11 protein-coding genes and 1 pseudogene are annotated in these 16310 nt (G+C 37.2%); 10 read left to right on the top strand and 2 right to left on the bottom strand.

Annotated elements, in window-relative coordinates:
* Nucleotides 1–414: 414 nt before the first annotated feature.
* Entirely contained in the window at nt 415–1728 is a 1314-nt protein-coding gene (gene ltrA / locus NOX90_RS04020; protein WP_375603637.1) for a group II intron reverse transcriptase/maturase, read from the bottom strand.
* A gap of 367 nt (nt 1729–2095) precedes the next feature.
* Between ltrA and NOX90_RS04015 the strand changes: the two genes are divergently transcribed.
* Complete coding sequence (locus NOX90_RS04015; protein ID WP_253303197.1) at nt 2096–3265, top strand: IS4 family transposase; 1170 nt, start codon at nt 2096–2098, stop codon at nt 3263–3265.
* 448 nt (nt 3266–3713) lie between these two features.
* On the opposite strand, the gene NOX90_RS04010 is transcribed toward NOX90_RS04015, so the two are convergent.
* A complete protein-coding gene (locus NOX90_RS04010; RefSeq protein ID WP_375603636.1) occupies nt 3714–7250 on the bottom strand; it encodes an SNF2-related protein in 3537 nt (1178 codons plus the stop codon).
* 673 nt (nt 7251–7923) lie between these two features.
* Between NOX90_RS04010 and NOX90_RS04005 the strand changes: the two genes are divergently transcribed.
* From NOX90_RS04005 to NOX90_RS03965, 9 genes and pseudogenes are all read left to right on the top strand, one after another.
* Complete coding sequence (locus NOX90_RS04005) at nt 7924–8394, top strand: Holliday junction resolvase (protein WP_375604602.1); 471 nt, start codon at nt 7924–7926, stop codon at nt 8392–8394.
* 112 nt (nt 8395–8506) lie between these two features.
* The gene (locus NOX90_RS04000) at nt 8507–9742 is read left to right on the top strand and encodes a DNA modification methylase (RefSeq protein WP_375603635.1); all 1236 of its coding nucleotides are present in this window, start codon (nt 8507–8509) and stop codon (nt 9740–9742) included.
* Nucleotides 9743–9777: 35 nt separating this feature from the next.
* Nucleotides 9778–10264, top strand: a pseudogene (locus NOX90_RS03995) (hypothetical protein).
* Between the two features lie 174 nt (nt 10265–10438).
* Nucleotides 10439–12283, top strand: coding sequence for a phage terminase large subunit family protein (locus NOX90_RS03990; RefSeq protein WP_375603634.1), 1845 nt, complete (start codon nt 10439–10441; stop codon nt 12281–12283).
* Nucleotides 12273–12500 carry a hypothetical protein gene (locus NOX90_RS03985; RefSeq protein ID WP_375603633.1) on the top strand — a complete coding sequence of 76 codons (228 nt, stop codon included), beginning with the start codon at nt 12273–12275 and terminating at the stop codon, nt 12498–12500. The genes NOX90_RS03990 and NOX90_RS03985 overlap by 11 nt, the downstream gene beginning before the upstream one ends.
* A gap of 8 nt (nt 12501–12508) precedes the next feature.
* Nucleotides 12509–13186, top strand: a complete 678-nt coding sequence (locus tag NOX90_RS03980; protein WP_375603632.1) for a glycoside hydrolase family 25 protein — start codon at nt 12509–12511, stop codon at nt 13184–13186.
* Nucleotides 13186–14607, top strand: a complete 1422-nt coding sequence (locus NOX90_RS03975) for a phage portal protein (RefSeq protein WP_375603631.1) — start codon at nt 13186–13188, stop codon at nt 14605–14607. The genes NOX90_RS03980 and NOX90_RS03975 overlap by 1 nt, the downstream gene beginning before the upstream one ends.
* Nucleotides 14604–15698 carry a S49 family peptidase gene (locus NOX90_RS03970; protein WP_375603630.1) on the top strand — a complete coding sequence of 365 codons (1095 nt, stop codon included), beginning with the start codon at nt 14604–14606 and terminating at the stop codon, nt 15696–15698. The genes NOX90_RS03975 and NOX90_RS03970 overlap by 4 nt, the downstream gene beginning before the upstream one ends.
* A 201-nt stretch (nt 15699–15899) precedes the next feature.
* Nucleotides 15900–16271 carry a head decoration protein gene (locus tag NOX90_RS03965; RefSeq protein ID WP_375603629.1) on the top strand — a complete coding sequence of 124 codons (372 nt, stop codon included), beginning with the start codon at nt 15900–15902 and terminating at the stop codon, nt 16269–16271.
* Nucleotides 16272–16310 lie beyond the last annotated feature (39 nt).

The following is a 16310-nucleotide window of genomic DNA, read 5'->3' as shown; positions in this document are numbered from 1 at the left end:
ATATAGCAAAGGACCAGTGGATGGCAGTAGAACAGCTTTTGTTTAAAACCTCTGAGCAGTTAATTGCAAAACTCTCAGTAATGAAACCAGTAAATTGTAGATGAAGCTCAAGGAAAAAAGTTTTGCCATAGAAGAAGAAACAGAAGCTACAGAGCTCGTAATCCGCTTAATAGTTCAAAATGGAGACAAAGATCGAAATTTATTTATTTACGTCTCTAATTTTATCACGTATAATGGAGACAAGATTTCCACTATATTATTGGTAGATGAAAAGCAGAGATATAGGGCTTTCTAAAGGGAGGGGGTCTGGTAGAGACTCATGACCTTGAAACCAGCGATTTGGTCTCTTAATCATAGTCCCCCCAAAAGAACCGTGCTTGCGGATTTCCCGCACACGGCTCCACAATACAGCGTTCACACTAGTGCACCTGTGTACAAAGAAGCATATATCTTTGGCTTTGGTAGTGGATTTACTTTTAAATAGTATGTAAACTGTTCCCAATCCATACTTTTCTTGTGACTACGTCGGTTTATCCACTTAAATGCTAGCTTTGTTATCGGTCGATAGAATTGAATCAAACACCGATAATTTCCGCTAACTCCGAAGTAGCTATAGTGTCCTGTTAGTTTGGCTTTAAGTTTCTGCCACCAATCTTTGAGACAGATACGACTTCGTACCATCTTCAACCACTCTTTGATTTCTTTAATCTTTCTGGCTAGGCTTATTTTTGAAGTTTTCTGCTTCATCATAAGTTTACCATTACGACTTTTTCCACAATAATGTGTAAATCCTAGAAAGTTGAAGCTAGCCGTCCTACGTTTCTCTCTTTCTGCTTGATACCATTCTTTCTTACCAAACTTTACTATTTTTGTTTTATTTTCAGCTATTTCCAACCCAAATTTACTTAGTCTTTGTTTCAGTGATTTTAGAAATTCTTTTGTGTCTTCTTCCCTCTCGCAGCCAACTACAAAATCGTCGCAAAACCTTATTAGCTGTATATATCCTCTGGCTTTTGGCTTAAATTTCTTTTCAAACCATAAGTCCAGCACATAGTGTAAGTATATATTAGCTAATACAGGACTTACTATACCACCTTGTGGTGTGCCTTGATCGGTTGCTTTATAACATCCAACTTCGACTATTCCTGCCTTTAGAAATCGTTTTATTAACCACAATAAATTTGGGTCAGCTATTCGTTCCCTTAAACAATTCATTAGCCATTTATGTTGAACATTATCAAAGAACTTCTTGATATCCACTTCTACAATATAGTTAATTGGTTTGTGCATAACTGCTTTATCTAGAGCGTTTATCGCCTGATGACAATTTCTTCTTGGTCGAAATCCATACGAGCTGTCCATAAAGTTTGCTTCATAAATATTTTCTAATATCTTCTTTAGCATTACCTGTACCAACTTATCTTCAGTTGATGGTATTCCGAGGCCGCGCTTCTCTTTGCTCCCGGCTTTGGGTATGTATACCCTTTTCACTGGTTGCGGTTGATATTGTTTTCTCTTCATACTATCCACTAGTGTTTTAAGTTTCTCTTCTAGATTTTCTCCATAAGCTTCCACTGTCACACGATCTATACCACAAGCCTTGTTGCGTTTTAGTTCCTTGTAACACTCTGCAAGATTCTCTTCATTAATCAAATGAACTAGCGATGTAAATTTTACTCGTTTATCTTGCTTAGCCCTTACTGCTATCTGGTTTAGTTTTCCTTGCATACTCCTCCAATCTCTGTTGTATTGGTATAGCAATCCCTATACCAGTCACTATATTGCTAACCGCTTCCCCTTGTATGTGGCTTTCCAACACTCCGAGTACTATCAGTTAGTCCGACTTCCTTTGCATCTTCCTCCAGTCCTCGCCTTTATTGACTTGTTCCAGAGTACCCTTACAGGAATACAAAGGATCTCCCAAGTTCACGTAAGGTCCATCTCAACACATGACGCGGCCTTCGATCCCGATGGGGTGAGTAATATCTTGCCTTAGCGTTATTACCCATGTTACCTTCCACCAAATGTAAAGTGTCGGCCCCATAAGTGTTGAAAGTAACACAAAAAAGACATAAAGAACTATTATTGCAAGAAAATGGAGGCAATAATGGATCAAATAGAAAGAGTACTAAATTTAATAAAAGATGAGGATTTAGAAAGGCTAGGAAAATTAAGTGAAGTAGATAAATGTAATACTAAATTGTTGGGCAAGATTATATTTAAAGGTCTAATGAAGTTAATATTAATGGGGCAAAAAACAAGCCTAAGAGCGCTAGAAATGGTAATAAACAGGTGTATAATGGATAAGAATAGCGATAAAAGTACAGTAACATACAGTGGTTTGTCAAAAAGGTTAAAAGTTATAAATCCAGAATATTTTAAGGGAGTATATATTGATTTGATGAGCAAGATTAAAAAGCTATTACCCCAAAAAACATCAAATAACTTACATAAGTTTGATTCGACGATCATAAATTTATCGGGATATCTCATAAAAGATGGGCTAAAAATAGGCGGTAAAAGTAACGACAGTCAAGTTAAAGTGAGTGTAGGATTAAAGGATCAATTGCCGACAAGTATAAGATTTTGTAAAGGACAAGAAGAAAGTAGTGAAGATATAGCATTAGTGAGAGCAATTAATGAAGCTAAAGTTGAAAAAGAGGATATTTTATTATTTGATAGAGGAATCAGAAAAGTTGGAACTTTTGCCGAATTTGATGAAAAGGAGTACAAATTTATCACAAGAGTTAAAGTGGGAAGAAAACATGATGTTATAAGCAGGAACAAAGTTATAAGAGAACAAAAATCGGATGGATCAGAGATTTTAGAAGATATAATAGTTAATCTTTATCGTGCACGAGGTAAAGTGGCAGAAAAGCATGATCTACGGCTAATAAAAATCAGAAATAAAATTGGAGATGAAATATGGTTTTTGACAAACTTGTTTGAAATGCCAGCTTATGAAGTAACAGAGCTATATAGGCGCAGATGGGATATAGAAGTGTTCTTTAAATTTATAAAGCAAAATCTTGGATATAAGCACTTTTTAAGCCATACTATGAATGGCATGAAGGTGTATATTTACATGATTATTATTACGGCTTTGTTATTTCTTGTTTATAAAATCAAAAATAATCTACATGGGTTCAAAATAGCATTACTGCAATTCACATTGGATCTAAATGACTCTTTTATACGTTCGATTGTTTTACTGTCGGGAGGTAATTTACATGCCGTTGATCATCTCATATCACGTTATTTTTGATACTTTCAACACTTATGGTCGGCCCCCATGACGCGTGAATTACGGGACTCAATACCTTCACTTTCGTTGCACCCTATGTTGTCCATTCCATTAGCTTTACTACGCTCGTTACCTTACGCAGCATAATGGTTTGTTCCAGGCTGCTGGCTAAGCTTTACCCGTGTTGGATTTTCACCAACTGTTCCTTACGCACTTCTTGGCGCACACAATTTTTCACCCCCCTTGAAATTAAAATAAAAGCAAGATGTCAAACACAGATAGCTCAACTACAAGCTGGTTTTTGTTGTAGTTATTTTCTCACCTGCTTTAATTAATTCATCAAAATCAGATTCATACTCTGTATAGCCTTTCTTATAATAGTCCGAATGCGATAAGATATGTGTTAGCAGGCCAAATGTTGTTTTTTTTTACATTTTTAAGATAAGAAGTGGATAGCTGAACTTGTTTTTTATACAGCATTTCTTATATTGATCAAATCTTTCAATTGATTATTGCTAAATTCTGTAATCCAACTCTCGCCGCTACTTATAGTTAGATTTGCTAACTCTTTCTTACTTTGAATCATCTCATCAATACGCTCTTCAAAAGTACCTGTTGAAAGTAGTCTGTACACCATAACATTACGTTCTTGGCCAATACGATAGGCTCTATCTGTTGCTTGTGCTTCCACTGCTGGATTCCACCATAAATCGTAATGTATTACATGGTTTGCTGCTGTTAAATTAAGCCCTGTTCCACCAGCTTTTAAAGATACTATGAGAATATTTGATTGAAATGAGTTTTCAAAATCATTAACCATTTTGTCTCTTGCTTTACGGGATAGACCTCCATGCAAAAATGGCACCATTGACTTAAATCTTTCTTCAAGCATTTTAGCCATAATTTCACCCATTTCTGTGTATTGGGTAAATATCAATGATTTTTCTGCAAATTCGCTAATTCCTACTAGTATCTCTTCTAGCATCTGCATCTTTCCTGACTGTTCAATACTTGCACGCTTTTTCTTACCAAAATGCGATGGATGGTTACAAACTTGCTTTAAAGCATTGATAAGCTTAAGAATTAGACCCTTACGCTCAATTCCTTCACTTCTTTCTATCTTTTTCATAGTTGTGTTAACTACTTCTTGATAAAGTGCTGTTTGCTCTGGAGTTAGAGAACAATAACGATTATTTTCAATTTTATCTGGTAGATCCTCTATAATGCTTTTATCACTTTTTACCCTACGTAGCATAAAGGGGTGGGTAACTTTCATGAACCTCTCTAGACAAACTTTATCTCTCGCTTTTTCAATTGGTGTTGCAAAACGAGTTTTAAATTCCTTAGGAGTACCAAGGTAATATTTATTAGTAAAATCAAAAATACTCCAATATTCTAGTAGCCTATTTTCAACAGGTGTACCACTCATTGCTATTTTGTTTTTTGCTGCAATAGCTTTTATAGCTTTACTCTGTTCACTGTGGGGATTCTTTATATTTTGGGCTTCATCAATCACGAGCAAAAACCATCCTACTCTGTTAAGCTCTTTTTTATCACGACGTGCAAGACCATAGGATGTGAGAGCTACATCATAATCATTTGCCAATTCTCGATTTTGTCCATGATAGATGAAAAGCTTTAATTCTGGTGCAAAACGTTCCATCTCTCGTTGCCAATTACTTAATATGCTTGTTGGTGCTACTATCAAAATTTTGTCCTTATCTAAAAATCCTGCATTCTTACAGTATAAAATGGCTGCAATAACCTGTAGTGTTTTACCAAGACCCATGTCATCAGCAATTATACTACCAAATCCCATTTCTATGTTCTGCACAAGCCAACTAAATCCACGTTTTTGATATGGACGTAACTGTGCTGTTAGGTTGCTTGGTACATCAACAGGTACATAAGTGTTAAGCTTTTCAAATAGGCTTTTAATCTGCTGGTCAAGTCCTACCTTTGCTCCATCTAGTTCACCTCCTAAAGCAGCTTGCATCAGCTCTGCTTGACTCAAGTGTTCAGGTGACTTATCAAATTTTTTCAGTAGAGCTTCTACCTCCTTATCATCCAAAAGCACATATTGGTCTATAATCTTTATAAGTCCACGAGAATCTTTCAGTAGCTTTTTAAATTCTGTAATGCTTATCTCTTTATCACCTATCGCTATTTTCCAATCAAACTTCAATAATTTTTCAAGCGTTAAGAAACTTTTTCGATCTTCTTCAATTTTGCCTTTAGCAGATAAATTAAGACTCAACTTTGGCTTTAGGATTTTTTCCAGTGATTTTGGTAAGATAACTATAATGCCAATTGCTCTTAATACTGGCAAGATGTTTAAAAATAATGGTGCAAAATCATCTAAGCTAAACAGTAATCTACTGCTGTCGTCAATCGATCTTTCTAGCTCAGGTATGTATTCGGACAGCATTCCCATATCAGATAAAATGCTCAGTTTTGTGCTGCAGTTAGACAATGCTTTTTTCAGCTTTATTATCGACTTTCCATCATCTAAAGATACCTGTATATCAAGCTCAAATCTTTCATAATAATCTTTTACCATTAAGTAAAGTTTGTATGGTTTATCTGTTAAATAAAGCCGTGATAACCAGAGATTAATTGCTTGAGGTATTTCTCTGTTGCTAAACTCACTAAACTTGTATGCTGATCCAGTAAAAAATAATGCAAAGATGTGCTTGTCTCTATACTTGTCCATTGATGAAGGAAAGGTATTCTTTTCTCTATACTTATCAAGTGCTGCAGGAAAATTATTTGCCATGTATCCCAAAAGGATTAAAGAAATTGCAATATTAACCTGTTCTTCAGGCTCTATAGAAGTTTTCTGATATTGAATTAGTAGAGGTGGACACATAGATGATATTTTTCTATGAATTTCTTTGACTGATTCATTAAACAACGCAGGGATCCACCTAATTATGAATTCTCCTCTTTTATTTTGTAGTATTTGTGGTACTAGTGCTGATTTTTCCATGAGCGTACGTGCAAACTGTGAAATCATATGCATGAAACGAAGTTCAGGATTAAGCTTGTGCAGTAATGAAATAGGAATATCGTTTAAAAATTGTGCTATGTTCCTCGAAACACTTTCGCTGAGCATAAATGAATTAGCTATACCATTGTTTACTTGAATAAGTTGGTATTGGTCATCGATAAATAATTGAAATGTTTGCCAGTGTTCAATACTTACCCATTTGGTAGTAAACAATTCTTCTTCCGATAGCTTTTTCTTGGAAGAGTAGAAAGAATAATCTGATTTCCCCGTAGGATATTTTTGCCAATGCTTGTAAGCTGTTTGCAGAATACTGTGAAAATTTTTTTCAAAAAAGAGTGGATTATTCGTCAAGATATTTTCGATACAGCTAGCAAAGTTAGGAATAGTCGATAGATCAATATCATTTAAGTTTACTTGGTCATATACTTTAACTTTAGAAGACGATTTAAATAGATCATTAATTTTTAGAATACTTTGAATGTTTTCTAATTTTCCATTTCCAAAATCATCAATCAGCGACAACAAGTCACAATTATGAATATTGAAAATTACGAAAGGGTTTTTATCAATTTCTGCAGCAATAAGATAAATTACAGCAGCAATATGTTTACAAGGCATAGCCCAATCAGGACAATTGCAACTTGCGTTCATTTCTTCCCAATTCGAAGGAAATAATTTAATACCTGAGTCGTTAAGTTTATCAAACAAAAGTGTTGGTAATTGTTTATTTATTAATTTAGGTAATATAGAGGGGGAATTTTCAATAATACAACGGATAGCTGATGAATTTAATTGATTGAGTGTTATTTTAACTTTATATGGATGAGGTCTTGAACCACTAACTTTGGCTGTAATTGTATTGCCATTGATTTGAATACCAAAAGCTCGACCAGTATTAGCATAAGTTCTACCACGTGAAAGGCGGTTATCGTAATCAACTTCATTGAAAGATTGAAGCCATTTCTTACCCCACCATGTTCTTCCGTAAATAGACATTGTGTAAAATCATGTATTGTAACCTAAGTAGACTCAGATCTTAAATGGTTTAACATGAATCACTCTAAAATGCCAAGAAGTAAATTAACAACAACCAAGGCGATATTAAGAATCTTTTTTGACAATTTAAAATTATTTTTGAGAAAATCCCGGAAAAAGTAGTAAGAAATCCGGTATATATATAATAAAAGGGCATTGTTTCAACGAGGTAGATGTGCTTTAAGTACGAGAGCTTCAAGAAAATGTTAATCCTACCACTAACAAACAGACATTTAGTAGAAAGGAAATTTGGTAAGCTTAAGAATTTATATTTTTTTAAATAAGGCAAAAACTGTGTTTTAAAGCTAGATGTGACTTTAGGGGAAAAAAACTTTATCACTACTTACGAAAGAACATCTATAATAGCCTCTAAACTCAAATAAAAGCTACCCTTAGTAATCTTACTGTTACAAAACAAACCTGCAGGCAAGTTTAACAAGGTTTTTATCCTTTGCAAAAAAAAAGTGAACAGTTTTCGTAATTTTGGTGAATATATATAACAAGAAAACAACTTTCTGCAGTAGCACATGATTCTCGTTGTTGGCCTATAAAAACCTATGAATTGCTAGTGTATTTTGAAGGAACCAAACGATATTTTGGGAATCGGTGCTACTCATAGTTTTAAATAATGAATATGTCAATTTTAACACTCGACCTCGGCAAACAGACAGGCTGGGCAATTCTTACAGATGGAGTAATTCAAAGTGGCAGTGAAAACTTTCATGGTAGCCGTTTCAGCGGAGGTGGCATGTGCTTTTTAAGTTTTAGTAATTGGCTTAATTCCTTGGAGCATAAGTTCTNNACTGCGGTTTATTTTGAAGAAGTAAGAAGACATCTTGGAACTGATGCTGCGCATTGTTATGGTGGTTTCTTTGCCGTTTTAGCTGCTTGGTGTGAGGGGGAAAAAATTCCATATAAAGGTGTTCCGGTGAAGACGATAAAACGTTTCATAGCAGGCAAAGGTAATGCAAGCAAGAGTGAAGTTATTGAAGCGATACGTGAAAAAGGTTTTTCACCTCGAGATGATAACGAAGCAGATGCTTTGGCGTTGATGTTTTGTGTTAATAATTTTAGTAAAGATTTTAATATGCTAGATAGCACATAGGAAGTGGGTCCTTTCAGCCAGGCTGGCGGGTTTGGGCGCGAAACCCCAGGCCCTCTCTAGCGTCAGAGGTATTTTGATTATTAACTTTTTAACTTTAAGAATTTACACTAATATGAACTTAGCAATACACTACTATCCTATTGAAAATCTTGTCGAATATGATCGCAACCCTCGCAAGAATGACGATGTAGTAAACAGGATGTGTGCTTCAATTCGGGAGTTTGGTTTTCGTATTCCGATAGTTGCAAAAAGCGATGGGACTGTGGTTGATGGTCATTTAAGGCTTAAAGCAGCAAGAAAACTGGGTATGGAAAGTATTCCAGTGGTGCTCAGTGATAACTTAAATGAAGCTCAAACCAAAGCTTTTCGGTTACTAGCAAATCAATCAGCTAACTGGGCAAAGTGGGATGATGATCTTTTAAAAGTAGAAATCCAAGAGTTAGAAGATTTGGAGTTTGACCTAAAAATGACCGGATTTGAGCTAGAAAAAGTTCAACGCTTTCTCGACAACATTGATGGAAAAGAAGAAGTAGAAAAAGGAGAAAAAGAGGGGTGGAATTGGTCGATAAAAAAGTCAGTAGTGTCGAAACCAGGGGATCTGTGGATTTTAGGCGGTCATCGAATCTACTGTGGCGATAGCTGTCTAGTTGAATCATTTAAAGCGGTATTAGACGATAAAATGGCAGATATTACCGTGTGTGACCCTCCGTATAACGTAGCTTATGGTGACAGTCAAGAGAGAGAAGACAAGAAGATATTAAACGATGATCAAGGTGAAAAATACGAACTTTTTCTGTATGACATCTGCTCCAATATTTTAGCATACACCAAAGGGGCAATTTACATCTGTGCATCATCATCTGAGCTTTCGACCTTGCAAAAAGCATTTGAAGAAGCAGGTGGTCGTTGGTCAACATTCATCATTTGGGCAAAGAATCATTTTACACTGGGGAGATCTGATTATCAAAGACAATACGAAACAATACTCTACGGTTGGAAAAACGGCAATAAACGTGAGTGGCATGGGGGACGTAATCAAAGTGATCTCTGGTTTTATGATAAGCCAACGTACAACTCACTGCATCCAACAATGAAACCAGTGGAATTAATGGAAAGAGCAATAGTAAACAGCAGCAGACCAGGAGACACAGTACTTGATCCATTTAGCGGCTCTGGAAGTACACTAATTGCATGCGAGAGAACAGGAAGAATCTGCAGAACAATAGAGCTAGATCCCAGGTTTGTAGATGTAACGATAAAACGTTGGCAGGTATACACAGGAAGAGATTCCACCCTTTNNTTCGGTTCTGGTAAAACTTTTGCACAAATTCAAGAATCAAGACAGTAAGAGGCGAAATAAGGAAAAAAAGAGGGGAAAGAAAGGTGGAAAAAATAACGCAGACGGAATGGGCAAGAGNAAATGGGAGTTTCAAAGCAATACGTCTGTTATTTAGTAAAGAAAGGAATCGTTGAATTGGAGGATGGTTTGATCAATAGAGAACAAGCAAATGAAGCAGTAGCAGCAATAAGAGATCCAAGCCAGCCACTGAGGAGAAAAGGTGGAGAAATTGAGGAAAAAAGGGGAAACACCAGTGAGCTCTCTACCATGCTGCTAAAAACCCGGATAAAAAATGAAATGGAGCGGGGAAAACTGCTGGAGGCAAAGGCAAAAGCCGAAATTGGTGAACTTATCTCAGTAGAAGAAGTAAAAACCGAAGCATTTAATGTTGCAAGAGTGGTAAGAAATAATCTCCTCAATATCCCAGACAGAGTATCAGCATTACTGGCATCGATTAATGACACAGAAAAGATCCATGAGACATTAACTGAAGAAATCAGAACAGCTTTAGAAGAGTTAGGATTTCAATGAGACATACAATTTTAGGTCACTAAAGAAGCTCTTAATTGGTTTAGTAAGCCTTACCCATATATTAATTGTGATACTAATTTTAAGTAAGGCATCAGCAGATACTTATTGCAGGCAAAAAGTGCCTCTTTTTCTCCTTAGTGATGTGAAGGTGCAACAATTGCAGCAGATGGCATTATGATATATAGCAGTAGTTTTTATGCAGGACTGAGGCCCGATCCACCGCTAAAAGTATCAGAGTGGGCAGATAGAAATCGTCAACTTTCAACGATAGCATCATCAGAGCCAGGAAAATGGAGAACAGAGAGAACGCCGTACCTTAAGGAAATAATGGATTCACTATCTTCGTCTTCACCGGCTGAAAAAGTGGTATTCATGAAAGGAGCACAAATTGGCGGAACAGAAGCTGGGAATAACTGGATAGGATATATAATTGACCAAACACCAGGGCCAATGCTAGTAGTACAGCCAACAGTAGAGATGGGAAAGCGCTGGTCAAAGGGAAGATTTGCGCCACTGATTGAAGATACGCCATGTTTAAGGAGTAAAATAAAAGATCCAAGGTCGAGAGATTCAGGCAATACTGTGCAGAGCAAAGAGTTTCCTGGAGGAACGGTAGTAGTAACAGGTGCAAATAGTCCAGTGGGTCTGCGCTCTATGCCGGTAAAGANNTATCTGTTTTTAGATGAAGTAGATGCATATCCAGGAGATTCAGGAGGAGAAGGAGATCCAGTTTTGCTCAGCATAGCTCGAACTAATACATTTACGCGGAGAAAAATATTCTTGGTGTCAACCCCAACGGTGCATGGAATAAGCAGAATAGAAAGGGAATTTGAGAGTTCAGACAAACGATACTTTTTTGTTCCTTGTCCACATTGTGATTACTATCAGGTGCTGAAATGGCCGCAAATAAAGTGGCAAGATAAAAATCCAAATACAGCGCACTATGTGTGTATAGAGTGTAACGGCAAAATAGAAAACCATCAGAAAACAGAGATGCTAGCTAGAGGTGAATGGAGGCCTACAGGTGAATGGGCAATAAAAGGTGAANAAAAAGGGTTTCATTTTTCAAGTTTGTATAGCCCAGTTGGTTGGTATAGTTGGAAACAAGCAGTAGAAGATTATCTGCATGCAAAGGAAAATGAACAATTACTGAAAGTTTGGATAAATACCACGCTCGGAGAAACCTGGGTAGATAAAGGAGAAGTACCAGACTGGAAGCAACTATTTGAGCGTCGAGAAAATTTTCTGATAGGCATGGTGCCAAAAAGTGGAAAAATAGTATTGACGGCAGGGGTTGATGTACAAAAAGACCGCTTAGAAGCAGAAGTAGTAGCATGGGGTAGGGGTCGTGAGAGTTGGTCAATAGACTACCAGGTATTAGAAGGTGATACAGGAAGTGGAGAAGTATGGGGAAAACTTTCGGAATTATTAAATCATCATTTTATCGGTGAAAATGNNGGGCTTGAATACATGATAAGTATGATGGCGGTTGATGCTGGGTATGCAACACAAGAGGTATACAACTGGGTAAGAGGTCACCAAGGGTCAGGGAGANTAATGGCAGTAAAAGGTGCAAACAAAGCGCTAGTGCCACTTAGCAGCCCAAGTAGAGTAGATGTAACAGTTAGTGGACAAAAGTTAAAGAGAGGAATGAAGCTGTGGCCAGTTGGAGTATCAATATTGAAGTCCGAGCTTTTCCAATTACTTAATGTTTTAACAGAAGGGGCGCCGGGGTATTGTCATTTTCCAGAGTATCCACCTGAGTACTTTAAACAATTAACAGCAGAGCAACTAATTACCAAGGTAGTAAAAGGGTATACCAAACAAGAGTGGCAAAAGATAAGAGACCGAAATGAAGTACTAGATTGCAGGATTTATGCGAGAGCTGCATCTATTGCCCTGGGGATTGATCGTTGGCCAGAGAGTAAATGGAAAAGTTTAGTAGGAGAATCAGAAAGCTNNAAAAAGTCAAAAAGAGTGAGAAAGAGCAAGTGGCTAAGCGAGAAAAATGTACAGTGAAGAATACTTAGCACAAGTAGAAGAAGCAATTCAAGGAAGCTTCAGAGCGGGCGAGAGAGTAGTATCGATTGCATATGGTGACCATGTGGTTAGGTATGGAGAAGTGCAGATAAAAGATCTATTGGATTTAAGACAACGAATTAAAGCTGAATTGAAAGTAGCAGGTGTGAAGCCAAAAAGAAAAATTGTTATTTCAACGAATAAAGGAGTGATATGAGAAGTTGCATGGTAGAAAATGGATACCCAGATTTTCTAGAGCATTTGAGGTATATGATAGCTACCGCTACACCAGGTATGCTTATAAATGCAGTGATAGATTTGTCGCACTGGAATCAGGACATAGATTTTAGATTAACAAAAGAAGATGGCATATTAGGTATAATTCACAAAGCAACCCAAGGACTAAAATATGTAGATGGTGAGTATGCAAAAAGAAGAAAAGTCGCTGAGGAAGAAGAAATTCTCTGGGGAGCATACCATTTTGGAGTGGGAGAAAACGGAAAAGACCAAGCTGAGCATTTTTTAGAAACAGTTGGTGATACTTCTGAAGTATTGCTAGCTCTTGATATAGAAGAAAATAAAGATGGAGAAAGTATAACGCCAAAACAAGCAGAGGACTTTGTAAATAGGGTCTATTTAGTAACCGGACGTTTGCCGTTAATTTATGGAAATGCGTATTTTCTCAAGGATTTTGCTACTCCAAGTTTAACTGAATGTCCACTTTGGTTAGCGAAATGGGGAGGAGAACCAACATTACCAATAGGATGGAGAAACTGGACTCTATGGCAATACACTGACGGAAAAAGCGGAGAAAAGCCAAATTCAGTAGAAGGGATAGGCCCATGTGACCGAAATAAATTCAATGGGACATTAGAAGAATTAAAAGATTTTTGGATATCGTGATGTTATTGAAATCATTCAAACAATTATTTAACAGAAGACCAAAACCAAAAAGCTCAGCGTGGGATGCAGGAGGATCTGGAAGAAGATTATTGCACTTTCAACCAGAGACAGGAAGTATAAATAGCTTACTCTCGCATAGTCTTGAAACTTTACGAAGTCGATCACGTGACATGGTAAGAAAGAACTCGTATGCAGCAAACATCATCGATACGATAGTGAGTAACTCTGTTGGAACAGGAATAAAGCCGCAGTCAAAGGCGAAAGATGCAGAGTTTCGGAAAAAAGTGCAAGAATTATGGCTGAGATGGACAGATGAAGCAGACATTAGCGGAGTGAGTGATTTTTATGGATTACAAGCTTTGGTTTGTAGGAGCATGATAGAAGGAGGAGAATGTTTTGTAAGACTCCGAACAAGAAAACGAGAAGATGGTCTTTGTGTACCGTTGCAACTGCAAGTACTTGAATCAGAGCATTTAGACAATAAGAGCAATCAAACCCTTGCCAACGGTAATGTAATTAGAAACGGCATTGAGTTCAATAGGCTTGGGCAAAGAGAAGCGTACTACCTATTTAGAGAACATCCAGGAGAAGGCTCGTTTGGCGAATCAGTTAGAGTACCAGCAAATGATGTTTTACATATTTATAGACCACTAAGACCTGGGCAGATTCGAGGAGTACCATGGTTGTCCAGTGTACTGTTAAAGCTCTATGAACTAGATCAATATGATGATGCAGAATTAGTGAGAAAAAAGACAGCAGCGATGTTTGCAGGGTTTATTACGAGACTTGATCCTGAAGCAAACATCATGGGAGAAGGAGAGAGTAATGAACAAGGGGTAGCATTATCTGGTCTTGAACCTGGAACAATGCAACTTTTAGACCCAGGAGAAGATATAAAATTTTCGGAACCATCTGATGTTGGAGGAAGTTATGAAGCATTTATGAAACAGCAGCTCAGAGCAATAGCAGTAGGTATGGGGATAACGTATGAGCAGCTAACAGGAGATCTTACCGGGGTTAATTATTCATCGATAAGAGCAGGGTTAATAGAGTTTCGGCGGAGGTGCGGAATGTTACAGCATAATATAATGGTATTTCAGTTTTGCCGGCCAGTATGGGATAGGTGGTTAGAATTAGCCCTACTCTCAGGAGAACTCGATATAGGAGAAGAATGGACAAAAAAAGGGGTAAAAGAGGTAAAATGGATAGCGCAAGGGTTTGATTGGGTAGACCCGCTGAAAGATCAGCAAGCACAGCAAATGGCGGTAAGAAATGGGTTTAAGAGCAGGTCAGAGGTGGTATCAGAGCTGGGTTACGATATAGAAGAAATCGACCAAGAAATTGCTGAGGACCAAAGACGTGCTAATGACCTAGGTTTAAGCTTTGATACCGACATAAATTCTAACGCTGAGGTAATATGAAACAACAAGCAATGTGGTTAAATAAAGCTGTAATGGTAGAACCAAGGAGTTTTGAGCTATTATCATTACATGCGGCAAAATATCCGACGTTTAAAAATATAAAACATGCAGTAAAAAATAGTGAAAGTGGAATAAAAGTAATACCAATACATGGAATCTTGACGAAGAATTCAGAAGCTTTTGACGATATTTTAGGGATGACGTCATATGAAAAGATACGTANNGAAGAGATAGAAGAAGCTTTAATAGATGAAGAAGTAGAAACAATAATTTTGGACATAGACAGCCCCGGAGGAGAAGTAAACGGTTTATTCGACCTTTCTGACTTTATTTACGAAGCAAGGGCAANNAAAAAGAGGATTGTGGCGATAGCAAATGATGATGCTTACTCTGCTGCGTACGCTATAGCTTCTAGCGCTGAAAAGGTGTATGTAAGCAGAACATCTGGGGTAGGAAGCATAGGAGTAATAGCAAGTCATATAGATCAAAGTGGATTTGATGAAAAACAGGGGGTAAAATATACCACAGTATTTGCAGGAAAGAGAAAAAACGATTTAAATCCGCATGAGCCGATAACGTCTGAAAGTCTGGAAAGCTTGCAAGGAGAGGTAAATCGCCTATATGAGATGTTTGTCCAGCTAATAGCAAGAAACCGAAATTTGTCCATGGAAAGAATCAAATCAACAGAAGCAGGGCTATATTTTGGTGAGAAAGCAATAGAAATTGGACTTGCTGATGGAATTACAATTCTTTCGAGTAAATCTATTAATAAAAATAGGAGTATTACTATGAATGAACAAACTACAACTGACCTAAAGNAAACTGATAATTTCCAACTAATAAAATCAAGAATGACANGCTATCGTACTGAAGTTCTTGAATTAATACGTTTGTGTAATTTATCAAAGATGCCAGAGAAGATAGGAGAATTTATTGAACAGGATGTAAATGCAAAGCAAGCCCAAGAAATATTAATGTCGATACTGGCGGAGAGAACAAAAAAGACAGAGATTTTGAGTACAATACCGCAAAATACACCGGAAGACTTGATGATGCAGGTAGCAAGAACTCGAGCGCAATCTGGCATTTGAGAAATTTAGGTATCAGCAATTACAAACGCCGCAGTAAATAAGCGACCAAAGTCCGCCAGACTAGGCAATTACAGATCTTTTACCGCGGCGTATAACAGCTACAAACACAGCGGTAAACAAGTAGCCAAAATTATTATAAATCTTTTACCGCCGCGTATCAAACATGGCGATAAAATTAAAGAAAAAAGGANNGCAAAATTTATGACAAGTATAACCGAACAAAATAACCTTGGTGACCTTTTAAAATATGAAGCATCAAGTCTATATTCAAGAGACCAAATAACAGTAGCAAAAGGTCAAAATATTAAGCTTGGTGCAGTAGTTGCGAAGAAGACAGACGATGGTTTTATTAGAGTACTTAATCCCACTGGAACAGATGGCACACAAACAGCGATAGGTGTAATAGTAAGTGATGTAAATGCAATAGAAAATACTAAAGCGGTAATCATTACACGTATAGCAATGTTAGCTGATCATGCAGTTGTATGGCCAGCAAATATCACTGAAGAGCAGAAAGCTGCAGCAGTAAAGCAACTTGAAGGACGGGGGATCATTATCCGCAAGGGGGTCTAACGAGTTCACTAAAAAACATCATTAATAGGAAAAAAGGGA

The sequence above is a fragment of the Wolbachia endosymbiont of Anurida maritima genome, assembly GCF_042182995.1.
Classification (GTDB): domain Bacteria; phylum Pseudomonadota; class Alphaproteobacteria; order Rickettsiales; family Anaplasmataceae; genus Wolbachia.
Note: the sequence above shows the minus strand (reverse complement) of the source record. Positions and strands in the feature narration are given on the sequence as shown.